The sequence below is a fragment of the Pseudomonas citronellolis genome (genome assembly GCF_900112375.1).
Classification (GTDB): Bacteria; Pseudomonadota; Gammaproteobacteria; order Pseudomonadales; family Pseudomonadaceae; genus Pseudomonas; species Pseudomonas citronellolis.
Window position 1 is genome coordinate 21,677 of record NZ_FOLS01000028.1, and the last position, 23,813, is coordinate 45,489.

General features: G+C 62.4%; 27 protein-coding genes. All 27 read left to right on the forward strand.

What is annotated here, in order from left to right; genetic code table 11:
- The 27 genes from gpW (at nt 1) to BM060_RS33035 (ending at nt 23,805) form a co-directional block, all read left to right on the forward strand.
- Nucleotides 1-234: a gpW family head-tail joining protein gene (gene gpW / locus BM060_RS23610; protein WP_074983538.1), complete on the forward strand. Its 234-nt coding sequence runs from the start codon at nt 1-3 to the stop codon at nt 232-234.
- A complete protein-coding gene (locus BM060_RS23615) occupies nt 231-1,877 on the forward strand; it encodes a phage portal protein (RefSeq protein WP_210147029.1) in 1,647 nt (548 codons plus the stop codon). The genes gpW and BM060_RS23615 overlap by 4 nt, the downstream gene beginning before the upstream one ends.
- Nucleotides 1,874-3,172, forward strand: a complete 1,299-nt coding sequence (locus BM060_RS23620) for a S49 family peptidase (RefSeq protein ID WP_074983540.1) — start codon at nt 1,874-1,876, stop codon at nt 3,170-3,172. Before BM060_RS23615 ends, BM060_RS23620 begins: the two co-directional genes overlap by 4 nt.
- An 11-nt stretch (nt 3,173-3,183) precedes the next feature.
- The gene (locus BM060_RS23625; RefSeq protein WP_074983542.1) at nt 3,184-3,570 is read left to right on the forward strand and encodes a head decoration protein; all 387 of its coding nucleotides are present in this window, start codon (nt 3,184-3,186) and stop codon (nt 3,568-3,570) included.
- A gap of 15 nt (nt 3,571-3,585) precedes the next feature.
- Nucleotides 3,586-4,641: a major capsid protein gene (locus BM060_RS23630; protein WP_074983544.1), complete on the forward strand. Its 1,056-nt coding sequence runs from the start codon at nt 3,586-3,588 to the stop codon at nt 4,639-4,641.
- A 48-nt stretch (nt 4,642-4,689) separates the two neighbouring features.
- The gene (locus BM060_RS23635) at nt 4,690-5,070 is read left to right on the forward strand and encodes a DUF7443 domain-containing protein (protein WP_074983546.1); all 381 of its coding nucleotides are present in this window, start codon (nt 4,690-4,692) and stop codon (nt 5,068-5,070) included.
- Nucleotides 5,070-5,417, forward strand: coding sequence for a hypothetical protein (locus BM060_RS23640; RefSeq protein WP_074983548.1), 348 nt, complete (start codon nt 5,070-5,072; stop codon nt 5,415-5,417). Before BM060_RS23635 ends, BM060_RS23640 begins: the two co-directional genes overlap by 1 nt.
- Nucleotides 5,414-6,034, forward strand: coding sequence for a hypothetical protein (locus BM060_RS23645; RefSeq protein WP_074983550.1), 621 nt, complete (start codon nt 5,414-5,416; stop codon nt 6,032-6,034). Before BM060_RS23640 ends, BM060_RS23645 begins: the two co-directional genes overlap by 4 nt.
- Nucleotides 6,027-6,557 carry a hypothetical protein gene (locus BM060_RS23650; protein ID WP_074983552.1) on the forward strand — a complete coding sequence of 177 codons (531 nt, stop codon included), beginning with the start codon at nt 6,027-6,029 and terminating at the stop codon, nt 6,555-6,557. Before BM060_RS23645 ends, BM060_RS23650 begins: the two co-directional genes overlap by 8 nt.
- 59 nt (nt 6,558-6,616) lie before the next feature.
- A complete protein-coding gene (locus BM060_RS23655; RefSeq protein ID WP_074983718.1) occupies nt 6,617-7,399 on the forward strand; it encodes a phage tail tube protein in 783 nt (260 codons plus the stop codon).
- 12 nt (nt 7,400-7,411) lie between these two features.
- Nucleotides 7,412-7,900, forward strand: coding sequence for a phage pre-tape measure protein (locus BM060_RS23660; RefSeq protein ID WP_074983556.1), 489 nt, complete (start codon nt 7,412-7,414; stop codon nt 7,898-7,900).
- Entirely contained in the window at nt 7,897-8,109 is a 213-nt protein-coding gene (locus tag BM060_RS23665; protein ID WP_083426827.1) for a hypothetical protein, read from the forward strand. The genes BM060_RS23660 and BM060_RS23665 overlap by 4 nt, the downstream gene beginning before the upstream one ends.
- Nucleotides 8,102-12,397 carry a tape measure protein gene (locus tag BM060_RS23670; protein ID WP_074983558.1) on the forward strand — a complete coding sequence of 1,432 codons (4,296 nt, stop codon included), beginning with the start codon at nt 8,102-8,104 and terminating at the stop codon, nt 12,395-12,397. Before BM060_RS23665 ends, BM060_RS23670 begins: the two co-directional genes overlap by 8 nt.
- A gap of 2 nt (nt 12,398-12,399) precedes the next feature.
- Nucleotides 12,400-13,770 (forward strand): PA14 domain-containing protein, encoded by a 1,371-nt coding sequence (locus BM060_RS23675; RefSeq protein WP_074983560.1) that lies wholly within the window; start codon nt 12,400-12,402, stop codon nt 13,768-13,770.
- Between the two features lie 4 nt (nt 13,771-13,774).
- Entirely contained in the window at nt 13,775-14,698 is a 924-nt protein-coding gene (locus tag BM060_RS32610; protein WP_135499788.1) for a hypothetical protein, read from the forward strand.
- Entirely contained in the window at nt 14,695-16,374 is a 1,680-nt protein-coding gene (locus BM060_RS23680; RefSeq protein ID WP_135499789.1) for a hypothetical protein, read from the forward strand. The genes BM060_RS32610 and BM060_RS23680 overlap by 4 nt, the downstream gene beginning before the upstream one ends.
- Nucleotides 16,371-17,195, forward strand: coding sequence for a phage BR0599 family protein (locus tag BM060_RS23685; RefSeq protein ID WP_074983565.1), 825 nt, complete (start codon nt 16,371-16,373; stop codon nt 17,193-17,195). Before BM060_RS23680 ends, BM060_RS23685 begins: the two co-directional genes overlap by 4 nt.
- Before the next feature lie 12 nt (nt 17,196-17,207).
- On the forward strand, nt 17,208-17,438 hold the full coding sequence (locus BM060_RS23690; protein WP_074983567.1) for a hypothetical protein: 231 nt from the start codon (nt 17,208-17,210) through the stop codon (nt 17,436-17,438).
- Nucleotides 17,435-17,632 (forward strand): hypothetical protein, encoded by a 198-nt coding sequence (locus tag BM060_RS23695; RefSeq protein WP_074983569.1) that lies wholly within the window; start codon nt 17,435-17,437, stop codon nt 17,630-17,632. Before BM060_RS23690 ends, BM060_RS23695 begins: the two co-directional genes overlap by 4 nt.
- The gene (locus BM060_RS23700; protein WP_074983570.1) at nt 17,629-19,821 is read left to right on the forward strand and encodes a phage tail protein; all 2,193 of its coding nucleotides are present in this window, start codon (nt 17,629-17,631) and stop codon (nt 19,819-19,821) included. The genes BM060_RS23695 and BM060_RS23700 overlap by 4 nt, the downstream gene beginning before the upstream one ends.
- The gene (locus tag BM060_RS23705; RefSeq protein ID WP_074983572.1) at nt 19,818-20,510 is read left to right on the forward strand and encodes a DUF2793 domain-containing protein; all 693 of its coding nucleotides are present in this window, start codon (nt 19,818-19,820) and stop codon (nt 20,508-20,510) included. The genes BM060_RS23700 and BM060_RS23705 overlap by 4 nt, the downstream gene beginning before the upstream one ends.
- 2 nt (nt 20,511-20,512) lie before the next feature.
- The gene (locus BM060_RS23710) at nt 20,513-20,803 is read left to right on the forward strand and encodes a hypothetical protein (RefSeq protein ID WP_074983574.1); all 291 of its coding nucleotides are present in this window, start codon (nt 20,513-20,515) and stop codon (nt 20,801-20,803) included.
- Between the two features lies 1 nt (nt 20,804).
- Nucleotides 20,805-22,130 (forward strand): phage head spike fiber domain-containing protein, encoded by a 1,326-nt coding sequence (locus BM060_RS23715; RefSeq protein WP_074983576.1) that lies wholly within the window; start codon nt 20,805-20,807, stop codon nt 22,128-22,130.
- A complete protein-coding gene (locus BM060_RS23720; RefSeq protein ID WP_074983578.1) occupies nt 22,127-22,402 on the forward strand; it encodes a hypothetical protein in 276 nt (91 codons plus the stop codon). Before BM060_RS23715 ends, BM060_RS23720 begins: the two co-directional genes overlap by 4 nt.
- Nucleotides 22,403-22,472: 70 nt before the next feature.
- Nucleotides 22,473-22,865, forward strand: coding sequence for a hypothetical protein (locus BM060_RS23725; protein ID WP_074983581.1), 393 nt, complete (start codon nt 22,473-22,475; stop codon nt 22,863-22,865).
- On the forward strand, nt 22,862-23,569 hold the full coding sequence (locus BM060_RS23730; RefSeq protein ID WP_074983583.1) for a hypothetical protein: 708 nt from the start codon (nt 22,862-22,864) through the stop codon (nt 23,567-23,569). Before BM060_RS23725 ends, BM060_RS23730 begins: the two co-directional genes overlap by 4 nt.
- Nucleotides 23,566-23,805 carry a hypothetical protein gene (locus BM060_RS33035; protein WP_074983723.1) on the forward strand — a complete coding sequence of 80 codons (240 nt, stop codon included), beginning with the start codon at nt 23,566-23,568 and terminating at the stop codon, nt 23,803-23,805. Before BM060_RS23730 ends, BM060_RS33035 begins: the two co-directional genes overlap by 4 nt.
- The last annotated feature ends 8 nt before the right edge of the window (nt 23,806-23,813 follow it).

The following is a 23,813-nucleotide window of genomic DNA, read 5'->3' on the forward strand; positions in this document are numbered from 1 at the left end:
ATGGCTTGCGGAGCCGCCCCGACAATCGACGATCTGAATCGTGCGCGCACTGCGTACCAAGACCTGATCATGGGCAACAAGCCTCGGGTGATCGTCGACCAGAACGGTGAGCGCGTGGAGTTCACCGCTGCCAGCGCTTCACGCCTGTACCTCTACGTCCAGCAGCTAGAACAGCAGCTGTGCCCGTCCGGCGTACCGCGCCCGAACCGTCCGATGGGGTTCATCTTCCGATGAGCAGCCGGCTTCCGGTGATCACCGACATGCCGGTTGTGGAGCAGAAGGCAATCGGCGGCGGCCTGGAAGGGGCGGAGCGTCTCGAACGCGAGACGGCGCTCTGGATTCCGTCGATGCGGTCTCCCGACCAGGCCATCAACGGTGCCAAGCCGCTGGCAGATGCCCGCGGTCGGGACATGGTGCAGAACGACGGCTACGCCTCGGGTGCCGTTGCGCTCAACCAGGACAACATCGTCGGCGCGCACTACCGCCTCAATGCCCAACCGAATTACCGGGCGCTGGGTGCGACTGAGGGGTGGGCCGAGGAGTTCCAGGAGGTCGTCGAGGCGCGCTTCAACGTGCTTGCCGAGTCGCAGGACTGCTGGCTGGATGCGTCACGCCGCAACACCCTGACGGGGCTCGTGCGTCTAGCCGTCGCCGTGTTCGTTACAACGGGGGAGAACGTGGCTTCAGCGGAGTGGATTCGCGAGAGCCGGCGTCCCTGCAGTACCGCAGTACAGGCCATCTCGCCAGACCGCCTGTGCAATCCGGACGGGGTTTCTGATGACGCGAACCTGCGTCGCGGCGTGGTCATCGACAGCCGTGGTCGCCCTACGAACTACTGGATCCGCGAGGGCTACCCCACCGATCCGTGGAACTACGACTACCGCTGGCGCTTGATCCCCGCCGAGAAACCGTGGGGCCGGAAGCAGATGCTGCACATCATCGAGCAGCGGCTTCCCGATCAAAGTCGCGGCATCGCCGACATGGTGGCGGTGCTGAAGCAGATGCGGATGACCAAGCGCTTCCAGGAGATCGTCCTGCAGAACGCCGTGGTCAACGCGACCTACGCGGCTTCGATCGAGTCCGAGCTGCCCAGCAACATGGTTTTCGAGCAACTGGGCGGCGGGGAGACCAATTTCGATCCGCTGAACAACTACCTCAACAATTACATGAACGCCCTGGGCAGCTACCTCGACGGCTCGAAGAACATCGCCGTCGACGGCGCGAAGATCCCGCATCTGTTCCCGGGCACCAAGCTGAACATGCAGCCGCTGGGACAGCCTGGCGGGGTAGGGGACGGATTCGAGCAGTCGCTGCTCCGTCACATCGCCGCGTGCTTGGGGCTGTCCTACGAGCAGTTCACCAGGGACTACACGAAGACCAACTACAGCTCGGCACGCGCCAGCATGACCGAGACCTGGAAGTTCATGCAGTCGCGCAAGAAGTCGGTCGCCGACCGTTTCGCGACCTTCGTGTACCAACTGTGGCTGGAAGAAGAGGTGAATGCCGGCAACATCCCGCTGCCGCGGGGCAAGACCGCCTCCTGGTTCTACGAGCCCCTGGTCAAGGACGCGCTCAGTACCTGCAGCTGGATCGGTGCCAGCCGTGGGCAGATCGATGAGCTGAAAGAAACGCAGGCGGCGCTGCTGCGCATCAAGTCTGGCCTTTCCACTTATGAGATCGAAGCCGCGAAGCTCGGCCTCGATTGGCGCGACCTGTTCGCGCAGCGGGCCCGTGAGGAGCGCCTGGTCAAGAAATACGGCCTGGCCTTCTCCCTGGACGCGCAGCGTAGCGGTTCGAGCGCGCAGGGCACTCTCTCGGACGATCCCGACAGCGGTACTCAGAACGACGACATCAAAGACGAAGAGGCTGCAGCATGAGCATGACCATCGCGCGCCAGGTGATTGCGCGGATGAACCTGCGCGAGTCGCTGTTCAGCGGGCAGTTCGCCGCCAGCATGGCCGCGGACCTGTTCCAGCTCAGTAGCGCCGATCCGAAGACCGAGCAGACCAAGGCCGAACAGGCCCGTGTGCAGCTCATGGACGCCTACGGGTTCAGCACCACTGATCAGCGCAAGCCGTTCGCGTTTGCCGGCGGGATCGCCGTCATCCCGGTGCACGGCAGCCTCATCAACCGATTCGGCGCCAGCTGGGGCTATGTCACCGGGTACAACTTCATCCGTGCCCAGCTGAATGCAGCCCTGGTCGATGACGAGGTGAAGGCGGTCGTCTTCGACTGCAACAGCTACGGCGGCGAAGTCGTCGGGTGCTTCGAACTGGCCGACGAGATCTACGCGGCTCGCGAGAAGAAACCGCTTACTGCTGTGGTCGACGCGAACTGCTACTCGGCCTGCTACGCCATCGCCAGCTCCGCCCACCGCGTCGTCGTGATCCCGAGCGGTGGTGCCGGGAGCATCGGCGCTTACGCCATGCACATCAGCATCGAGAAGGCCCTGGAGAAATTCGGGGTTTCGGTCGAGCTGATCCACTCGGGCGAACACAAGGTCGACGGGAACCCTTTCCAGGATCTGCCCGAGAGCGTGCGTGCAGATATCCAAAGCGGGGTGGACAAGACCCGCAATAACTTCGTGGCCCTGGTTGTTCGTAACCGGGGCCTCGACGAGAAGGTCGTGCGTGACACCGAAGCGGCGTGCTACCGCGCTGACGAAGCGCTCGCGCTCGGCCTCATCGACGCCGTGGCAACGCCCACCCAGGCGGTAGCCGCGCTACTCACCGAGCTTTCCGGCTCTGACGAAAACCAGGAGAACGATATGTCCGACGAGAACGCCGCGCCGGGAGGCAAAGCCCCGGAGAACGCCAGTGCTGGCGCAGTGGATGCCACTGCCGAGCGCAAGGCTGAACAGGAGCGCTGCAAGGGCATCCTGAACTGCGAGGAAGCCAAGAACAATCCCGCCCTGGCCAACCACCTCGCATTCGAGACCAGCATGTCGGTGGACGACGCCAAGAAAACCCTGGCAGCCGCCGGCCCGGCGAAGCCGGCTGTCGAGGAACCGAAGGTGGAGCAGAACCCCTTCAAGCAGGCCATGGATGCTGACAAGCACCCGAACCTCGGGGCGGGCGGTGACAACGGCGGTGGTAACGAGCAGATGTCCAAGGCCGACCGCATTCTCCAAGCCCACGGCGCGGCCTCCGGTCGTACCTACGACGCCAAGTAAGGAGGCGCACCATGACCGAGTTCCTCGCTGGTAGCAACCGCATGAACTTCCCGCAGCCGCCGCAACTGTTCGCCGGCAGCCTGGAAGTCACTACCAACCGCCGGCAGGTGGCCGACAACCTCAAGTTCCAGCAGTACGAGGTGATCGCCATCGTCGCCGACAAGATCGTCAAGTTCGATCCGGAAGGCGATGACGGCAGCGAAGTGGCTGCCGGGATCATCGCCAACTCCGTGGATACCACCACCGCTACCGGCGTTGCCGGCCAGTGGTCCGGTTTCTATACCGGCGGCGATTTCAACCACGCAGCGCTGGTATGGCCGGCTGCGCTCACCACGCTGGCTCAACGCCGCGCGGTGTTCGCGACCACCGCGACCATCGCCATTTCGTCCGTGCTCTAAGGGGGAGCCGCCACTATGGAATTCGAACTGTACGACCTGGCGACCCTGCTGCAGGTTCGCCGCCGTGTCGACGATGCGCCGGTCTTCTGGCTGAACTTCTTCGGTCGCCAGATCAACTTCGAGACCCCGTACATCGACTTCGAGAACGTCAACCGTCGCTACCGCAAGCTGGCGCCCTTCGTGGCCCCGAACGTCCAGGGCCGCGTGATTTCCAGCCAGGGCTCGCGCCTGACTCGCTATGCGCCGGCCTACGTCAAGCCGAAGTCGGTGATCGACCCGAACAAGGTCATCGCCCGTCAACCCGGCGAAGTGCCGTACCAACCGCTCAGCAATGCGCAGCGTCGCGACGCGGTGATCGCCGAGGAAACTCGCGACCACAAGGCTCGGCTGACCAACCGCAACGAGTGGCTGGCCGCCAACGCCGTGATCTTCGGCTCGGTGACCATCTCGGGCGAGGACTATCCGACCAAGTTCGTCGACTTCGGCCGTGATCCCTCCCTGACCGTGGTCCTGACGGGTGCCGCCAAGTGGGACCAGGCCACTGCCAAGCCCATGGCCGACATCAAGGGGGTTCGCCGCAAGGCGGCGGATCTGTCCGGGGTGCGCATCCGTCGGGTGATCTTCGGCGAGGGCGCGTGGGATCTGTTCGCCACTCGCATGGAGTTCGACAACCCGCAATCGGGCAACCTCCTGGACACCACTTTCCGCGGCAGCGAGACCAGCGTGTCCCGGCTGCTGGACGGCTTCGAAGGCGCCGAATACGCCGGCACTCTGACCGGCGTGAACGGCCAGGGCCGCATCGAGTGCTGGGTGTACAGCGGCAGCTACGACGATGACACCGGAGCCCAGGTCGCCTACATGCACACCTACGACGTGGTGGGCGTAGGTGACCTCGATGGCGTCCGCTGCTTCGGCGCTATCCAGGATGCTCGTGCTGGCTACCAGGCTCTCGATGTGTTCATGAAGAACTGGGAGAGCCCGGATCCCAGCGTCGAGTACCTGCTGAGCCAATCGGCTCCGCTCATGGTCCCCGGCGAGCCCAACGCCACCTTCCGCATCCGCGTCGCTTAACCCCTGCGGCAGCCGCCTTCGGGCGGCGTGCCTTTTCGGAGAACTGACATGCCCAAACGTATTCCGCTCAGCACCATCGTCGTACATCGCGACGGCAAGCGCGTCACCCCGGAGATCGGCCGCCCCTTCGACTTCACCAGCGAGGAGGTGGCCGAGATCTCCGCCCTGGAACAGGAACTGAAGGCCCGCGGTAATCCGCAGCTCCTGTTCCGCAAGATCATCAACGAGGACCCCAATGTCAGCGCGGCGGCGGCTGTCGTAACCGAGAATGCCTCCGGCGGCACCGAGGAAACCGACTACAGCGCGATGACCGTGCCGCAGCTCAAGGAACTCGCCGCGAAGCGCGAAATCGACCTGGGCGAGGCCGCCAAGAAGGACGACATCATCGCCAAGCTGAAGGCGGATGATGCGGAGGACGAGGGCCTGTAATGGCCTTCGACTTCGCGTCGGCAAAAGCCCTGGTGCGCCAGACGGTCCACGAGACCCTCGGCGTGCCGGGGCTTTACCAGGATCACTCGATGAGTGTCCCTGAGCCCGTCCGCGTGCGCTGGCATTCCAAGATCGACCGCTTCGGCGATCTGGAGAGCAGCGGTTATGCGGAGGTCATCGAGGGCATTGATCGAGTCATCTTCCAGGCTACCGAGGCCCGCACCCTGGGCGTGCGCTCCGGCGGAACCGTCACCATCCAGGCACTTGGTGGTGTGCAGCTAACCCTGGGTGCCCAGGAGCCGGCAGACGGCCCATACGAAGAAATCTGGTCGGCGTCGAAGCTATGAGCGTCAGCGTGACGGCGGATCTCTTTGACGAGTTGGAGCGGTACTTCGACGAGCTGCCGCAGGTCACTACCGAGGCCGCTCGCCTGGCCATCAACGACACCGCCAGAGGCCCCGCCATCAGCCTGTCTCGGGACGAGATGTATGACCAGGTGAACTTCCCGGCTGGCTACCTCGGCTCCGATCGACTATTCGTGGCGAAGTTCGCGAAGAACAATGATCTGGAGGCAGTGGTCACCGGCCGGGATCGGCCAACGTCACTGGCGCGGTTCGCAACCAACCCGACACCCGGGCAACGCGGCGTGACGGTGCAGGTCCACAAGGGCCACTCGAAGATGATGAAGAAGGCCTTCATCGTGAAGCTGCGCGCCGGCCGCACGATGGATGGCCAGACATTCAACGTAGGGCTCGCAATTCGCCTGGCGCCCGGCGAGAAGCTGATCAACAAGACGTTGCCGGCCGAGGTCTACGCCACGTCGTTGGGGCCGAATGTCGTGTTGCTTTACGGCCCCTCTGTCGACCAGGTGTTCCGCGCCGTATCGGCCGATGTCGCCCCGGCCGTCGCAGATCATGCGGTCAGCGAGTTCTACCGTCAGTTCGCGAGGCTGAGCAATGGCTGATTTGATCCCGTACCGCCTGCTGGTGTTGCAGCGCCTGACAGCGCTACTTGAGGGCATCGACGCGCTTGACCAGAACGGCCAGCCCTACGTGCTTGCCGGATCGGTGTACCGCGGCAGGATCGAATTCGGTTCGGACACCCCGCTGCCGGCTGTCTCTATCCTCGAATCGCCGACGCCCGCTAATGGTGTGTTCGCCGGGGAGGCGGAGGTTCGCAGTGAGGCGTGGGTGCTGCTGATCCAGGGCTGGGCGGTAGACGATGCGCTCAACCCATCCGATCCGGCCTACTGGCTGGCGGCGGCGGTGGAGCAACGTCTCTCGCTGATCACCGCGACACGCGACGACGGCTCTGGCCGCCCCCTCGACGCGGTTAACTACCTGCTGGGCAAGCTCATCGCCGGTATCGAGGTGGGCCCGCATGTGGTCCGCCCGTTGGACCAGAAGACGTCCAGTCGGGCCTGTTTCTACCTGCCTGTACGCGTGGCTCTTGCACGGAGCATCGGAGAGCCTTATCGTTCGCAATGAATCAATATTTAGTTGATTATTTCGATTAAAAGTTGGGCATCCACTTCGAGGACTTGGGCATGATCGCTCCCGATGGCAAGAACTACACCCTTGGCCGGGGTAAGCTGTACTTCGACCAATTCGCGCCTGGCACGCAGAACACCACCGGCCAGCGCTACTTCGGGAACACTCCCGAGTTCAACGCCACCGCCGACTCGGAGGAGCTGGAGCACTTCGATTCCGACAATGGCGTGAACGTGAAGGACGACAGTGTCACGCTGTCCAATACCCGCACCGGCAGCTTCACCACCGACAACATCAACCTGGACAACGTCGCGCTGTTCTACCTCGGCGAGAAGTCCACCACCGTCCAGACCTCGCTCACCGCGCAGACGCAGACCATCAAGGTGAAGCAAGGTCGCTTCTACCAGATCGGTGCCTCGGACTCGAATCCGGCCGGCTACCGGCACCTGGACAATTTCTCGGCGAAGATCGGCTCCACCGCCGTGACGGCCGCCGGCAACTACGAAGTCGATCTCCCGTTGGGCCGCCTCTACATCGAACCGGGCTCCACCGACATCGTCGATGATGCGGAGCTGGTCCTCACCTTCGACGTGAAGGCCTACAGCCAGAACATGGTCATCAGCTCCTCGGACGAGATCGTAGGCGCGCTCTACTTCGAGTCCACCAACCCGAAAGGCGAACTGCTCGACTACTACTGGCCGTACGTGAAGCTGAGCCCCAACGGCGACTTCAATCTGAAGTCCGGTGACGACTGGCAGTCGATCCCCTTCAACATCGAATTCCTCAAGAAGGGCAACCTCGAAGCGGTGTATATCACCGACCGCGGCACCACTTCGTAAGGGGGCCGCGGCATGTCGCTTCTGGATTACACACCCGAGCGCCTGCCGGTCCTGGTCAACGGCGAGGTCCTTTTCCATGTGGAGGGGATCTCGCTTGAGGCCCTGGCCGTGCTCGTCAAAACGCACCTGCCGGACTTGGAATCCGTTTTCAACATCGTCGTGGATAGCGAAACCGCCGGCGGCTCGTTCTCCGATCACCTGTTCCGTGTTGCTCAGGGTATCGCGCTGCAGGGCCCCGGCCTGGCGGCCAACATCATCGCCATTGCATCGGGCGAGGAGGTCTCGCCGGCACTGATCGCCAAGGCCAAGCGCCTGCCGCTCACCGTGCAGGTGGACGCCATCACCAAGATCGGCAAGCTCACGTTCGAGGAGGCTGGCGGCGTAAAAAAGGGGATGGAGTCTCTGATGAACTTGCTCGCGAGCTTGCGGACGAAGCCGCTAAGCAGCAGCCCGGAGACTCCGGCTTCCTCCGCTACTACCACGGGATCCGCCGGGACGTGAGCCTGCTCCTTGCCGAAGGGCACGCGCAGGCTCGCCGCTACCCGCTGGCTCTCCTGTGGTCGGAGGCCCGCATTTGCCGCCAGCGTCACAACCAGGCTGTGCTTCAGGAGGCCGCCGTACTGCAGGCCGTTATCGGCGCTTCGATAGGTGGCAAGAAGGGCGCCCGTCACCTGACCTCTTTGCTGAAGAGGATCGAGCGCAGTGACTGACACGAGCCGCAACGTCGAGCTGGTCATCCGGGCCAAGAACCTCAGCAAGAAGACGCTGCAGGATGTCCGGAATGAGATCGAGGACATCAACAAGGCCCTCGATGCTCAGATCGACGCGTCCAAGCGCGGCCAGGGCTCGCTGAAGGACCTGGATGCCACCTACCGGCGTCTCGAAGACGCGATGAAGTCGCTGCTCCAGCAGCAGGCGATCATCAAACAGTTCGAGGCGCAGAGCGCTCGTCTCAAGGAACTACAGGATCGTCTCGGCGCTGCGTCGACGAAGTTGCGCGAGCACCAGGCTGCCATGGAAGCCGCCGAGAAGGTCACCCAGCGCCAAGCCAACACGCAGACCAAGTTGCTCAAGGCTGTCGAGCGCGCCGAGCAGGCCGTGGCTGCGCAAAGCGTCCGCCTGTCCACTCTGCGGGAGCAGGGTGAGGCTGCCGGCCTGGCGATGAGCGACCTCAGCCGCGCCCAGGATGAACTCCTGGCCGTGGGCCGGCAGCTCGCCGATACCAACGCCTCCCAGGCACAGACCTCGGAGCAGTTGGCGGCGAACATGCGCTCAGCGCAGAAGGCGGCGAAGGATCTGGCCGAGACGGAGGCCTTCGAGGCTGCGGCTGCGGCCGCTGCACGGCGGAACGCTGAAAGCGAGTACAGCCAGTTCTGGCTGAAGGAGCTGGCCAAGCGCGAGGCGGAGGAGCGCCGCTTCAACGAGATCAGTGTGCAGATGGCCGAGAAGGCGGCGAAGGAGAAAGCCGCTGCGGAGGCGTTCAACACCGAAGCCACCAAGGCCGCCCAGCGGAACCGTCAGCAGCAGGCCGAGTACGAGTACGCGCAGCTGTTCAACGCTGCTGATCAGCGCGCCGCCCAGGCTGCGGCCGTTGCTCAGCTCAACGAGATGGCAGACAAGGCCGTGGCTGCGGCCCGCGGCTACACGACGCTCGGTGATGCCAGCCAGCGGCTGACGCAGAACAGTCGCGCCTTGGCCAGCAACCTGCGCTCGATCATCGATCCAGCGGGCACCGCACGCACGACTCTTGGCGGGGTTGAGGAAGAGGTAAAGGCGCTCGACGCCGCCATCAGCCAGATCAGCGGCCCGGTGAAGGGCGCGAGCCAACAGCTCCGGCAACTCGCGGACGCGCAGAAGGCCCTGGTCAACCAGGCCGCCGGCATTGATGCCTACCAGAAGCAGGTGGAGTCTCTGCGGGCGGCCCGCGCTGGCTTCTCGGATGCCCGCGCCGCGGTGTTGCAGTACGCCCAGGCCATTCGCCAGGCAGATGCTCCGACAGCCGAGATGCAGGCGCACCAGCGGCAGCTGCAGGGCGCATTGGCGTCGGCGGCACAGCAGCTGCAACAGCAGTTGGCACGCACCCGAGAGTTGCGTGAGGGGCTTCGTTCCGCTGGCGTCGACACGAGCAACCTGGTTGCGGCGCAGCAGCGCCTGGTGGCCAGCGCCAGGACTGCTACGGGGGCTGTCCAGAAACTCGGGGCGGCCGTCGAGAAGTACGGCGAAGAGACGCGCTCCTCGGCCGAGGATCTCAACCTCTTCGAATCGAACGGCCGCACCACGCTGTCGTTCGTTCAGCGGTTGCGGGGTGAGGTGCTGGCGCTCGCCGCGGCCTATGGCGGCCTGCAGGGCGCACTCAACCTGGGCCAGCAGTCGCTGGAGTCCTTCAACACCAAGCAGGGCACGCAGAACCAACTGGCCCTGGCCGTGGGCAACGATCCGAAGCGCATTGCTGAGGAGTATGCCTACATCCGCGAGCAGGCTGACCGTATCGGGGTGGCTTTCGAAGGTGCGGCCAAAGGCTATGCCAAATTCGCGGCCGCCGCGTCGCTCGCCGGCCGCAGCAACCAGGAGATCCGCTACGTCGCCGAGACGTTCCTTGAGGTGGGCCGCGTGGCGAACCTCTCGGCCGACGACATCGACGGCGTGTTCAAGGCCCTGGAGCAGATCTACTCCAAAGGGAAGATCCAGGCTGAGGAACTGCGTGGCCAGCTCGGTGATCGCCTGTTCGGTGCTTTCGAGATCGCCGCCAAGGCGCTGAAGGACACTTACCCGGACCTGAACAAGGCCATGAAGGACGGCGAGGTAACCAGTGCCCAACTGGTCGCCATCGCCGAGCAATACCGGAAGACCGTGGCCGACCAGTTGCCGAATGCGATGAAGTCGCTCTCGGCGGAACAGGCCCGCCTGAACAGCGCGGTCTACGACTTCAAGGTGCTGATCGCCGAGTCGGGGTTCGCCGACACCTACGCCGAGCTGGTGCAGAAGCTGACGACGTTCCTGAAGAGCGACGACGGCAAGAAGTTCGCCCAGGACATCAGCACGGCGTTCAGCTCCGTGGTCACCGTACTCACCTACCTGCTGGACCACCTGGATGAGGTGAAGCTGGCTATCGAGCTGGCGTTTGGGCTCAAGGCGCTTTCCCTGGTGGCCGGGTTGGCGACGGCAATCAGCACCAAGCTGCTGCCGGCCCTGAAGCTGGCCACCACGCAATTCACCATCATGGGTAAGGAGGGCGTGTCCTCTGCAAAGGTGATTCAGCTCGCCTTCGCAGCACTGGCCGCCTTCATGACAGGTTGGCAGATCGGCACCTACCTGAGCGAGCAGTTCGCCGTGGTACGCCAAGCCGGCGTCGCGTTGGTGATTGGTCTGGAGAAGCTGTTTGCGCAGATGAAGTTCGCCGCCGAAGTCGTGTGGGTGGCTGTCAGCGAGAGCGCGACGAACAACTTCAACAAGGCATTGAACACCATCGCCGACTTCAAGGACGACGCGCTCAAGCTGTTCGCGGACCTGGCTCGGCAACTCGGACAAGAGGGCCTGGCGGACAAGATCAGTGGCTTCATCAGCGATGGCAGTCGACGTGGCCTCACCGATGTTCGTGGCGAGATCGACAAGCTGAAAGACAAGCTGGCATCCGACCTGAAGGAAATCGACGAGATCGGGTTCCAGATGTTCCAGGACGCTGCGAAGGACAGCAAGGCTGCCGCGGCCCAAGCAGCTTCCGCGTCGCCTACGGCTAGCCCCGGGATCACTGGTGGAGGCGCCACTGGTGGAGGCGACGACAAGGCCTACAAGAAGCTCGTGAAGCAGCGTGAGGCCTTGGCGAACGAACTGGTGAACGCCCTGGCCGCGGCCGAGGCGAAGATCCAGAAGAACGAGAAGCTCAGCCTGGAGAGCCGCCTCGCGGCGATCGACACCGAGTACCAGAAGGTCTACACGAAGATCGACAAGCTGTCCAAGCTGCCCGGTGGTGCCGACTTGGCCAAGCAGATGCGCTCCACGCTCGACGGCTACGTGAAGCAGCTGAAGGTCCAGGAGACGCTCAAATTCAACACCGAGCAGCAGGCGCGGAACGAGAAGGCGGTCAACGACCAGATTGAACTCCGGCAGCAGCTGATCGCTACTGTCGAGGCACAGCGCCAGGCTGGCCTGATCAGCGAAGAGGAGTCGGTCAAGCAGATCGATGCTATCAACGCACGCATCGTTCCCAACATCCAGGCGTCCGCCCAGGCGGCTATTGATTGGGCTAACGCGCACAAGGAAATCTTCAACAACCCTGGGGCGCTGGAAACCTTCCTCGCGAAGATGCAGGCGATCCAGGCAGCCGCGCAGAAGACTGCCGGCGCATTCACCCAGCTGGACAAGGTGATCGTCGACTCGATTGCCAACAATGGCGTCACGGCGATTGAGGATACCGCCAAGGCCATCGGCCAGGCAGCCGCTGGTACGGAGTCCTGGGGAGACGCCCTCCGTGATGCCGGCCGCGCTGCGGTCAACTTCTTCGCCCAACTGCTCCTTGACATCGCTCGCGCGATCATCAAGCAGATGATCCTTAATGCGCTGCTCGCCTGGGCCGGGGCGAACGGTTACAGCGGCATCGCTGGCGCCGCTCAGGCGGCCGGAGGACAGGTTAGGCACTCCGGCGGGGTAGTTGGTGTGGACACCCCGAACCGCACCCGCGCCGTATCTCCTGCTTGGTTCGCGGCAGCTCCTCGCTACCACAGCGGCGGGGTATCCGGTCTGGCTCCTGACGAGTATCCCGCAATCCTGCAGAAGGGCGAGGAGGTACTGACCGGTGACGATCCGCGCAACGTCATGAACGGCGGCCTGGGCGCGGGGCAGGGTGGCGCCGATCCGATGCAGGCGCTGACCGTCAACAACTACGTCGACGCCGAAAGCTTCATGGGCGCCGCCCTGGCGAAGCCGGCGGGCCAGCGAATGATCATGAACGTGCTGCGAGCGAACTCGTCGCAGCTCAAAGCCCTGATGGGGAGCAGATAAGCATGGCCGTCGAGATCGGCACCGCCACAGGTCATATCGACCTGATGAATAAGCTGATGGTCTTTTTGTCGACCAATGCGGATCTTGTTGCTGCCGGTCAGCAGTGGGAAATTCTCCGCAACTCCAACATGCCGATGCCCTTGGCCTGGCCTGGCCGTATTGCATTTTACAACAATGGCTCTGGAGTAAACTCATTCCCGACGACTATGCCGGATGCTGTGCCTACAGGGTTAAATTCAAGCGGCAATATCAAGATCAGGTTCGTGGGGAAGATCAGTCTACCATCCAGCGGGAGTTATGCATTCGCGTTACTCGCGAAGGACCAGATGGAGTTGCGGATTGATGGAGTTCTAATTGCGGGGGTTTATACGAGTAATGCGGCAAACAGTTTCGCTCAGACTGGAAACGCCGTAACTCTAACGGCGGGACTTCATGACATCGAGGTAACGTTCGTCACGGGCAGCACCGCAGGGATCGGTATGTCGTTGGGGTGGAAGAAGCCCGGGGACGCATCTTTTTCGATTATCCCCGCAGCAAATTACAGCGACATGACAGGTTCGTTTGGGTACGCCGATTATGCGAATCCGTCAGCCGCCGATATGCAGGCCGTTGTTGCGGATAAAACGTACGACATCAAGGGGCCTGGGTTATCGGGTTCTGATGAAATATATATGGCGATGCGTACTGCGAGTTCCGCACAAGGTGACTTTTATAACGTTCTGTCGAGGTACACGACCGGCTACAATGAAAACGCGTTGTCGAGTCAACAACCCGGAGCGGGCCCAAACACTTTTTCACTAATGTGGAACCAAGAGATCAAGTACTGGTTCATTGCCAACGGACGCCGTTTCATCGTCATCGCGAAGGTCTCGACGACCTATGCCAGTCTGTATGGCGGTTTCATCCTGCCCTACGGCTTACCGTCTGAAATCCCATACCCGATTGCCGCTGGAGCCAGCTGCGCGATCAATGCCCGTTGGTCAATCCAAACTGAGAACCATAGTTCGTTCTGGAATCCTGGTGGGTACGACAGCGCCTCAGTTGGAGGCCTGTATTTGCGCAGGACAGACGGGGCCGCAGACGTTTTCAAGAATATTTACTATTCGAATGCGGCTCCTGGAAAGACCTACCCATATAGCGGACTCATCGCGTTCCGCACGTCTCCCAGTAATGATTATGCCTTGCAACCGGTGGTCCTCTATTCGACTGCGGGGGGCGGCAACGTATGGGGGGAGCTTGACGGCGTGTTCCACATATCTGGCCACAACAACGCATCCGAAAACACGCTGCTCATCGAAGGGAAGACCTACTTGGTCGTCCAGAGTGGCTATCGCACTACGGCCAGTGATTACGCGGCGATCCTCTTGGAGTAGTTCTATGGCCTATCAAACAGGTGTGACCAGTTCTCTCGCTGACTTGATCACGACACTGCTGACTTTTGCAGATGCAAACGGTTTCGACCTTGGCCCGACTGGCACGTACACCGGTACGGGAGTTAGCGGTTCTAGCGGTACTTTCAATATCGTGTCGCTGGTTAAAAACGGCATCTATTACCTATTCGCCCAACCCACCACGGGGACGACCTACCTCTGGATGAATACGGCATCGTCCTACGCTGGAGGCTCCACGGCGTCCTGGGCCAACGTGCATGCCAGTTGGTGCCGCGTCGATAATCTCGCTGGCCCCCATGTCGGCTACCACATGTTCAGCGACGGCAGTGGCGTGAACGTGGCCGTAGAGATCGTCACCAATGTCTTCGCCCATTTTAATTTCGGCGAGCTTCAGAAGAACGGCGATTACGAAGGCGGTCAGTACGTCACGGGCCTGTGTGTTTACGGGATTAGCGGTTCGTCCCTGAACGATATGACAAGCTTTTTCAACTACATTCCATTTGGCGCCGTGAATGTGGGCAGCGAGTCTCCGGTTTATGGTTCAGTCCGTGGGCACGTGCGAACGCCGGTTAGTGGACCGACGTCCGCCATAGAGCGAAATACGGGCACTGTCACCTACAACACGGGCATGGCATCCGCTGTTGGACGCCCCCTGATCAGCGCGTCACCCAATGCGGCGAATGGGCGTGCCGCGCTCGTTCCAATAGCCCTGGTGCAGGCATCCAGCGGAATGACGGGCCCGTTCTACCAGTTGGGATACGTCGGTAATGCCCGTCTCCTCAATATCGCCAATCTGCAGCCAAAGGAAGTGGTCAACACCGACTGGATGGTGTTTCCCGTGTCGCAAAAGAACGGCCCCGCTACGACCTATATCAATAGCGCCAATTATGGGATTGCCTACCGAAAATGAGCACCATATGGCCGTCGGTACTGATCAGCGACACGCCTGGCCCGCACTCGCCGGATGCCTACAACACTGCGCTTCCGTCGAATGGGGGAACTGCGCATCTCTCTGACGGCCACATCGGCGTATCTGCAGACGGCGATGGTCTCGTCGGGGAGCTACCTCGCGTGGTCTCTGGAGGCATTTGGCCGGCGGTCAACGACGCGTTCTACAACCGAATCCTCATCGATCCGTCGCAGCTGGACATGGGCAATCTGCTCAGCAACCAGACGCGTGTCATCACGGTGTGGAACGGCTTCCTCGTCCAGAAGGAGCTGCAAGGGTTCCAGCGCCTCAATGACGCTGGAGTCAGCGTGACGGAGCCGGTGACGCCGCCCTACCAGATGCGGCCGCTGGAGCAGTTGAACTATGTCCTAAGCGTCACCACGGACGGCCCCGCTGTCATCGACGCGCAGTACGTATGGACCGTAGATGCCATCGACTATTCGGCTGCTGTCACGGGCCGCCGTGTTGTCGTGTGGCCGTTCGGCCCGAACTGGAACACGGAGGTCACCGAGGTCCTGGAGTGGCTGACCAACATCTTGCGGTCGTTCGACGGCAGCGAACAGCGCCGTTCGATTCGCACCAAGGCACGGCGGAGTTTCAGCTACACGTTCCAAACCGCCAGGCATGAGTCGGCCCGCGCCGAGAACCTGTTGTGGGGTTGGCAGAACCGCGTCTACGCGCTGCCGGTGTGGACCGACAAGTCGAAGCTGGACTCCAACCAGGCGCAGGGCGACACGGTGATCAGCCTGCCCACTGACACCTACTGCTTCACGGCCGGCGGCTTGGCCGCGTTCTACGCCGACACGAGCAGCATCGAGGTAGTGGAGATCGACACCGTCAACCCGGGCAATCTCGTGCTGAAGCGCCCCCTGGAGGGCAACTGGCCGAAAGGCACTGTCGTCATGCCCGTGGTACTCGGCCACCTCCCAACCAGCGTCCCGTTGGCTCGGCGTTCCAGCCAGGCCGTGACAGGTGTGCTGACCTTCACCTGCGATCCGGTGTCGGTGGATCCGTTCACTCCAGATGCCGCTGCGCCAGTCACGTACAACGGGCTGGAGGTGCTGCAGCGGCAACCGAACTGGGGCGAGACATTGAGCAACGACTTCCAGTACCAGTTCGACACGGTTGACCAGCTAACTGGCGCCATCGGTTGGGATCAAACCGAGGAGTTCCCGCGCATCCAGCGGACTTACCCCTGGCTGCTCAATGGCCGTCAGCAGATCCTCGCATTCCGCCAGATGCTGGGCCGCCTGCGCGGACAGTCGAAAACCCTCTACGTGCCGACATGGCATGACGATTTCGTGGTCATGCGGACAATCGGCGCCGCAGACGTTGGGATCTCGGTGCTGGACAACGAGTTCCGCCAGATGGTCGGCGCGGATCTCGCTCGCGATCGGGTGATGATCCGCTTGAAGGACGGCACGAACTTCTATCGCAAGATCGTCGGCATCTCGACTGACGGCACCTACACCATCCTGACCATCGACGCGCCGCTGAACCGGGAGATCCAGGTCAACCAGGTGAAGACGGTGCATCTCCTCATGCGTAGCCGACTCGCGGCTGACTCGATCACCCTCTCATGGCGGTCGGGCAAGGTCGCCGTCGTCAACGCGCCTTTCATCACGGTGAAAGAATGAGCTTCGACAGCATTGAGCAGAGCGTCGACAGCGGTCGGCCTATCGAACTGTGCCAGGTCTCCTACACCGGCAACCTCTGGTTCTACACCAGCGCAGACCGGGAGATCGTGTTCGACGGGCGCACGTTCAAGCCCGTACCGATGAAGGTGCCTGACCGCGAATCGAGTTCCGATTCGAACAAGTCGTCCGGCACCTTCACGTTCGCACGTGACGTGGAAGTCGCTGAGATATTTCGCATCCAGCCGCCGTCCGAGCCGGTAATCGTGACCGTCTGGAGTCAGCACTACCTGGACGACGGTTTCGTGGTTGCGTGGAAGGGCCGCATCGTCAACGCCGAGTGGAAGGGCGCCTACGTCGAGCTGACCAGCGACACCATCTTCACGTCGATGAAGCGGATGGGGCTGCGGCGTCGTTATTCGAGCAACTGCCCGCACGCTCTCTACGGCGCCGGCTGCGGCGTATCTCGCGACGCCTTCAAGGAGGTGAGCACCGTCAGCGGCATGTCGGGGCTCTCGATCTCTGTGTTCAGTGCTGTTGGCAAGCCCGACAACTTCTATGCGGGCGGCTACATCACTTGGGAGAACAATCTCAATGGCAACGTCGAGAAGCGGATGGTGCGGTCCTCCGTGGGGGCAACTGGCGTGCTGACGCTGGCATCGCTGCCGGTTGCCCTGGCGGGCCTTCAGTCGGTGACGCTGTACCCAGGTTGCGATCACACGCTGGGCCCTGGGGGCTGCCCCAAGTTCGCAAATGAGCGACGTTACGGCGGCTGCCCCTATATCCCGAAAAAGAGCCCGTTCGGCGGCACGCCGATCTACTGAGGAGCCATCGACATGTGGGTTCAACTGGCGATTGCCGTGGCAATGATGGTCATCTCCTACGCCATGACCTCTTCAATGAATCAGGGCATGAAGCCCGAGGCCGGTAGTCTGGATATCCCGACGGCTGAGGAGGGGGGCAACGTGCCCGTCGTGTTCGGGGAGAACCTGCTGAAGAACACCAACGTCATTTGGTACGGCGATCCGAAGATCACGAAAATCAAGTCGAAGGGGGGCAAGAAGTGAAGGTCCTACTCGAAGATGCTGTGGTGCTCGGCTACTGCCGCCCCGGTGCGGCGAAGTTTTTCCGCCGGCATGGGCTGGACTGGTGGACCTTCAAGGAGGAAGGACTGCCCATCGAGCAGATCGAACGCATCGACGATGAGATGGCTCGCGCTGTCGTCGAGCAGGCGCGCCGTCGCCAGGCAGGTGAAGCATGAGTTCCGGAAGCAAGTCGCAGACGGTCGGCTACAAGTATTTCATGGGCGTTCAGCTGGCCGTATGTCACGGCCCTGTAGACGCAGTGCTGGAACTCATCGGAGGTGACCGCACGGCCTGGACGGGCAACGTGACGTCGTCGGGCAGCATCACCATCAACCAAGAGGAGCTGTTCGGCGGTACGTCGAGAGAAGGCGGTTGGGCCGGGACTATCGACATCTGCATGGGGGAAGACACCCAGGAGCCGAATCCCTATCTGGTCAGCAAAACCGATGGCATCGTCCCGGGTTACGTGGGGCTGCTCACAACGGTGTTCCGCCAGTTCTACTGGTCGGCAATGAACCCGTACTTCAAGGCGCCCTGGTGGCGTGTTCGCAGGATCTTGAAAGGATGGAGCCGTGGCTCGGCGTGGTATCCGGAGAAGGCGCAGATCGGGCGCGACATGAACCCGGCGCACATCATCTACCAGTGCCTCACCGACACGGAGTGGGGGATGGGGTACTCGCCGGACGACATTGATGACACCAGCTTCCGAGCGGCAGCCGATAAGCTGTACAGCGAGGGCTTCGGGCTCTCCTGGGTGTGGGAGGACCAGTCCTCGATCGAGGACGTTGTCCAACTGTTCGTCAACCACATCAACGCGGCCCAGGGATTGGATATGGAGACCGGCCGATTCGTCCTGGTGCTTATTCGGGACGACTACGATGTGGCGTCACTCCCTGAGCTGAACCCCTCTAACATCCTTTCGCTGGACTCGTTCCAGCGCGTCGCTTGGGGCGATACCGCCAACGAGATCGTTGTCACCTACACCGATCGTGATCAGAACGACGCGACTGTCGCCGTTCAGGATCCAGCGAGCATCGCCGCGCAGGGGGCAGTGGTGTCGACGACTCGTAGTTACCCAGCCATTCGGGAGTTCGATCTGGCTGTGCGTGCGGCCATGCGAGACCTGAATATCGCCTCCTCCCCTTTAGCCAAGGTCACGCTGGCTGTGAACCGCGTGGCCAGCCGCTGGATGCTTGGCAAGGTGTTCAAGCTGACCTGGCCGCGTCTGGGTATCAATGGAGCGCCATTCCGCGTCACGGCGATTCGTCCTGGCTCGTTGCCGGATAGCATTGAGATCGAGGCTCTTGAAGACATCTTCGGGTTGCCCAGCAACGCCTACACCGGCCAGCAGCCATCCGGATGGGTTGAGCCGTTGAACCCGCCTGCACCGGCCATTGCTGCTCGCGCAATCGAGGCTCCGTATTGGGACTTGGTACACCAGATGAGCGCGGCGGATATCGCATATCTCGAACCAGGCTTCGGATTCGGCGGGGTACTCGCGGTGAAGCCGACCGCAGACAGCTATGGCTTCGATCTGTGGGAGGCCCCTGCCAACGCGGGCCCCTATTCGTTCATGGCGGCGGGGGACTTCGTTGCCAGCGGCACGCTCGCAGCCGATATGCCGATAAGCGCGGGCCCCGTGACGTTCACGCTGCGCAACATGATCGATGTCGACGAGGTCGACCTCGGCACCTACTTCTACATCGACAACGAGGCTTTCGGCGTCACAGCGATCAACCCGTCGACCGGTGTCGTCATTGCAACGCGTGCCGTGCTCGACACCGTGCCAGCGCTCCACGTCGAGGGCGCCAGGGCGTGGTTCATGGACCAGGCTGACGTGTACGATCCAACGCAGCGCACCAGCGCCGAGGTGGCCTACTACAAGCCGCTCACGCGTACCGGTCGAGGCACCTTGCCTCTTGCCTCGTCGCCCGCCTACAGCGTGACGATGGCGAACCGGGCGTCCCGTCCGTACCCGCCCGGCAACGTCAAGGTGAACAGCACCTACTTCCCAACCAAGGTGTACGGCGACCTGGCCGTGACGTGGTCTCATCGCGATAGGAATCAACAAACGGTTGATTTGATGCCGTTCACGAGTGGTAACATCGGCCCGGAAGTTGGTACGACCTATACCGTGCAGGTGTTCGACGGCACCACGTTGAAGCGCACCTACACGGGAATCACCAGTACCTCTTGGTCGTATGCCCTGGCCGACGTGGTCGCAGACGGTGTGCTGCAGACGCCACGCCTAGTGCTCGCCAGCTCGCGTGACGGCCTCGCGTCCTGGCAGCGGCACGACATCACAATTGATCGCCACGGCCTGGGCTTCCACCTAGGCGAGGATCTCGGAGGAGTCGCAGCATGACACTGGCCACTGGGCCTAACACAGGCCTCCTGATTAACGGCGCTCCCGGCGAGGCGCATTACGCGCAACTGGTGGCCAAGTGGCGCTGGGAAGACTTCCTGCTTCAGCCTGTTGTGAAAAGCCGCGTGACGGCTCTCCCAACCACCGGGCAGGTGGAGGGGGACGCCTATCTCTTCATCGGGACTGGGACCAACGCCAACAAGATCGCTCGCTGGTGGGCGACGGGGGCCACCACGGCCCAGTGGGAATACCTAGTACCTAAATCCGGCTGGCGCGTACAGATTTCTGGCGAGTTGGATGCCTACGGGCAGGTGAAAACGTACGAGTACAGCGGCACAGCATGGAGCGAGAAGTCTGCTGGGGGTATTTCACAGGCGGACGCCGATGTGCGCTACGAGCCCAAGCGGAAGGACAACCTCACCGCTACAACCAACCCGTCTGCGGCGGATGACCAGGTGCAGGGCTATAGCGTGCTGAGCCGATGGGTGAACACAACGACCGGCGAGATGTGGCTTTGCCTCAATGCGAGTACCGGTGCTGCGAACTGGCAGCAAGCCACGCTGTCGCTGGATGAACTCGGCAGTGCGGCACTGGCGAACGTGGGAGAGGGACCTACCGAACTGCCAACCAATGCGGCTGTCGCGACGGCGCTGCAGCCGCTGGAAACGATGATCTGGATGGGGCTCTGACCATGACGCCGAAGAACTGGAAGTTGACAGCCTACACGAACAACACCTGGACCGACGTCGTCGGTGAGGCCGCCATCCTGGCTTCGATCCTGGTCGCGAACACCGATCCGGCCAACGCCATCAACGTTCAACTGCGGCTGTCCGGCGGCGCGGTGATCCTGCCCGCCAGTTCGGTCCCCGCATCGAGCAGCTACACCCTGGACCTGCGCAGCCTGAACATCGGCAGTGGCGAGACGCTGCAACTGCAGGCCTCTGCTGCCGGCATCAACGCCATCGCATCCGGGGCGGTGTGACATGGGCGCCGCACTGAAGCCCCTGCTCAAGCGCCTGGCCGTGGGCAGTCCGGCTGCGCTGCCCACACTGGACCTGGACTTCCTGGCCCAGCTCTACAAGGTGTCCGACGGCGCCGGCGGCATGAGCAGCGTCGCCTTCGCCGACCTGATCACGTTTACCCGGTCGAGCGCTGCCTGGCGCTTTAACGCCTCCGGCGTGCTGGAGCAGGTGACCTCCAACCAGCCGCGTTTCGACTACGATCCGGTGGCGCTGCAGCCTGGCGGATTATTAATCGAGGAGCAGAGGACAAACCTACTGATCCAGTCGGACGATTACAGCGTCTCATCATGGACAAAGTCACTGGCCACTGTCGAGTCATCCTCGGTGGTCTCCCCCGCTGGCGGAGTTATGCAGAAGCTGGTGGACAGCACCACCAACGATCTGCACTCGCTCTACCAGATATGCTCCATCACGGGCGGTACAGCATATTGCTATTCGGTGCACGCGAAGCAGGGCGAACGCCGCTACGTTTTCCTGAATATCGGTTCATCTCGTAGCCAGTGCGCCGTTGCGGCCTTCGACCTCCAGACCGGAACTTTGTTGAGAACCTACAACAATGGGAATACTTGGGCAGGTATCGCTGCCGGCGTGATCAATGTCGGCAATGGCGTTTACCGCCTGTGGGTTAGTGCGACTTCCCCGGCAGGTGCGACATCAGGCAATCCGGCGATTTGGTTGGTAAGCGACGGTGCCGTTGCATCGGCCATACCTACCTATGCTGGCGATGGTGCTTCTGGCGCTTATTTGTGGAGACAGCAATTCGAGCCAGGCGCTTTCCCCACCAGCACCACTCCTACAACCAGCGCCCAGGTAACCCGCGCTGCGGATGTGGCGAGCGTGAATACACTGAGCCCTTGGTTCAATCCGGACGAGGGGACGCTGTTCGTTGAGGGAGCCCCGCTGTCTGTTGCTGGGCCGGTAAAGCGTGCTGCGGCTTTCACCAACGGTACCCAGCAGAACCGGATCGTGCTCGACCTTGCGGCAAATACTGGTATCACTGAGTACCTGGTCACTGCCAGCGGGGTATCAATGGCGTCGATCACATCCGCTGCAATAGGTACGGCCGGCACTATCAGGATGGCCGGGGTGTACGGCGCTACCGATTACCGCATGGCCGCCAAGGGAGTGCTTGGCACCGGGACGGCGCCTGGTGGTGCTGTTCCAGCTATCACCAAGCTGGAGTTGGGCGCGCTGGTCGGTGCGCAGTTCTTCAACGGGCACATTCGTCGGGTTCGCTACTGGCCACGCCGGCTGTTCGACAACGAACTGCAGAGGATCACCGCATGATCGACTACTACCTGCGTGTGGCCTCTGCCCAGGCGCTGGAGCAGGCCCTGCTGGATACCGGCGCGGCCTCCATCGAGGACGGCCAACTGGTGGCCGCGCCCGGCGTCGCGCTCGACATCATCGGCACATGGTACGACGTACCGGCAGAGGAGGGCGCGGAGCCGGTGCCGCGTGACGGCTTCTACGCCAACGTCAGATCGGAGGCGCCTATCACCTGGCCGGCCGGCGTGGAGCTGCCGGAGCCGGAAACGCCCTGGAGGGTATGGGCGTAGAGATTGCTCTCGGGGTGGCTCGCCGCTATTATTCTCAACTAAATGTTGATTATCCGCTGCAAGGTGCCCAATGACCGACAACCTTCGAGCCCTGGATACGCCGCCGCAGCACCCCCGCCCCCCGGAGGGGCGCCACAGGGTTCAGATGGACCTGACGATCAACATTCCCACCATCATTACCCTGGTCACCATGATGGCTGGCGTCGTCACCTTCGGGGTGAAGACCTACAACGACCTGGCTGCCGCTGACGCGAATCAGCAGCGCGACATCTCGATGCTCCGCGTTGACGTGGACCGCGTGAGCGCCGCCCAGGCTGATACCGCAAAAGAGGTTCGAGTCGCGACCGAGACTCTCCGCAAGGAGAACCGCGAGGACTTTCGCGAGGTGAGGAGCACCCTCGAAGACATCAACCGCCGGCTGTCACCATCGAGCCCGGCAACCCTGCGAGGGTGGACTAAATGACCGCCAAGGCCCCGCGCTCCGTGCGCAACAACAACCCGGGGAACATCGACCACGTGCCGGCGAACAAGTGGCTCGGGATCCTCCCCATGGACCAGCGCAATGCCGACCAGCTCGCTGAGCCGCGCTTCGAGGTGTTCGAGTCCCCGGTCTACGGCTTCCGGGCGCTGGAGCTGCTCCTGCAGACCTACCACGACCGCTACGGCGCCGACACCATCCGCAAGATCATCAACCGCTGGGCACCGTCCAACGAGAACAACACCGATGCCTACGTGCGGGCCGTGGCCAAGGCGGTAGGTGTGCGGGCCGACGATCCGATCGACACCCACCAGTACGTCTATGCCCGCCCGCTGGTCGAGGCCGTAGCCAACCACGAGACCGGCATCGATCCTCGTACCGGCAAGGCGTACCGCTGGGATCCGGCGCAGATCGACGAGGGGTTGCGCCGCGCGGGCGTGATTCAACCGGCCGCCCAGGTGGCTAAGATCCCGGTGACCAAGGAGACCGTCGGTGCAACCTCCGTCGGCGCCCTGGGCCTGGCACAACTGGGTGACGTCATGCCGAAGGTCGCCGATGCGATGAGCCAGCAGGACGCCAACATCAGTTCTGGCTCATGGATCCGCATCGCCTTCGGTGTGGCGACTATCGCCGTGGCGGTGTTCATCGCCTGGAGCCAGGTGCGGAAGCACCAAGCGGGGCTGGAATGATCGCCACGCTGTGGGGCCGTATCCAGGCGGCGCTGTTAACCCTCATGGCCGTCGTGCTGGTGCTGTTCGGCGCCTACGCCTTGGGCGGCCGTGCAGCGCGCAAGGCAACCGAGCAGAAAACTCAGCGGCGGACGATCGAGGCCGCCCGGGAGCGTTCCGATGTTGAAATGCGTGTCGATCGCCAGCCTGACGGTGCTGCTGCTGAGCGGCTGCGTAACGAGTGGTCAAGGGACTGACCTCGGCT

Excerpts from the sequence above, each read along its gene's own strand:
- gpW (WP_074983538.1), top strand. The coding sequence starts at position 1 with ATGGCTTGCGGAGCCGCCCCGACAATCGACGATCTGAATCGTGCGCGC.
- BM060_RS23615 (WP_210147029.1), top strand. The coding sequence starts at position 231 with ATGAGCAGCCGGCTTCCGGTGATCACCGACATGCCGGTTGTGGAGCAG.
- BM060_RS23620 (WP_074983540.1), top strand. The coding sequence starts at position 1,874 with ATGAGCATGACCATCGCGCGCCAGGTGATTGCGCGGATGAACCTGCGC.
- BM060_RS23625 (WP_074983542.1), top strand. The coding sequence starts at position 3,184 with ATGACCGAGTTCCTCGCTGGTAGCAACCGCATGAACTTCCCGCAGCCG.
- BM060_RS23630 (WP_074983544.1), top strand. The coding sequence starts at position 3,586 with ATGGAATTCGAACTGTACGACCTGGCGACCCTGCTGCAGGTTCGCCGC.
- BM060_RS23635 (WP_074983546.1), top strand. The coding sequence starts at position 4,690 with ATGCCCAAACGTATTCCGCTCAGCACCATCGTCGTACATCGCGACGGC.
- BM060_RS23640 (WP_074983548.1), top strand. The coding sequence starts at position 5,070 with ATGGCCTTCGACTTCGCGTCGGCAAAAGCCCTGGTGCGCCAGACGGTC.
- BM060_RS23645 (WP_074983550.1), top strand. The coding sequence starts at position 5,414 with ATGAGCGTCAGCGTGACGGCGGATCTCTTTGACGAGTTGGAGCGGTAC.
- BM060_RS23650 (WP_074983552.1), top strand. The coding sequence starts at position 6,027 with ATGGCTGATTTGATCCCGTACCGCCTGCTGGTGTTGCAGCGCCTGACA.
- BM060_RS23655 (WP_074983718.1), top strand. The coding sequence starts at position 6,617 with ATGATCGCTCCCGATGGCAAGAACTACACCCTTGGCCGGGGTAAGCTG.
- BM060_RS23660 (WP_074983556.1), top strand. The coding sequence starts at position 7,412 with ATGTCGCTTCTGGATTACACACCCGAGCGCCTGCCGGTCCTGGTCAAC.
- BM060_RS23675 (WP_074983560.1), top strand. The coding sequence starts at position 12,400 with ATGGCCGTCGAGATCGGCACCGCCACAGGTCATATCGACCTGATGAAT.
- BM060_RS32610 (WP_135499788.1), top strand. The coding sequence starts at position 13,775 with ATGGCCTATCAAACAGGTGTGACCAGTTCTCTCGCTGACTTGATCACG.
- BM060_RS23680 (WP_135499789.1), top strand. The coding sequence starts at position 14,695 with ATGAGCACCATATGGCCGTCGGTACTGATCAGCGACACGCCTGGCCCG.
- BM060_RS23685 (WP_074983565.1), top strand. The coding sequence starts at position 16,371 with ATGAGCTTCGACAGCATTGAGCAGAGCGTCGACAGCGGTCGGCCTATC.
- BM060_RS23690 (WP_074983567.1), top strand. The coding sequence starts at position 17,208 with ATGTGGGTTCAACTGGCGATTGCCGTGGCAATGATGGTCATCTCCTAC.
- BM060_RS23700 (WP_074983570.1), top strand. The coding sequence starts at position 17,629 with ATGAGTTCCGGAAGCAAGTCGCAGACGGTCGGCTACAAGTATTTCATG.
- BM060_RS23705 (WP_074983572.1), top strand. The coding sequence starts at position 19,818 with ATGACACTGGCCACTGGGCCTAACACAGGCCTCCTGATTAACGGCGCT.
- BM060_RS23710 (WP_074983574.1), top strand. The coding sequence starts at position 20,513 with ATGACGCCGAAGAACTGGAAGTTGACAGCCTACACGAACAACACCTGG.
- BM060_RS23715 (WP_074983576.1), top strand. The coding sequence starts at position 20,805 with ATGGGCGCCGCACTGAAGCCCCTGCTCAAGCGCCTGGCCGTGGGCAGT.
- BM060_RS23720 (WP_074983578.1), top strand. The coding sequence starts at position 22,127 with ATGATCGACTACTACCTGCGTGTGGCCTCTGCCCAGGCGCTGGAGCAG.
- BM060_RS23725 (WP_074983581.1), top strand. The coding sequence starts at position 22,473 with ATGACCGACAACCTTCGAGCCCTGGATACGCCGCCGCAGCACCCCCGC.
- BM060_RS23730 (WP_074983583.1), top strand. The coding sequence starts at position 22,862 with ATGACCGCCAAGGCCCCGCGCTCCGTGCGCAACAACAACCCGGGGAAC.
- BM060_RS33035 (WP_074983723.1), top strand. The coding sequence starts at position 23,566 with ATGATCGCCACGCTGTGGGGCCGTATCCAGGCGGCGCTGTTAACCCTC.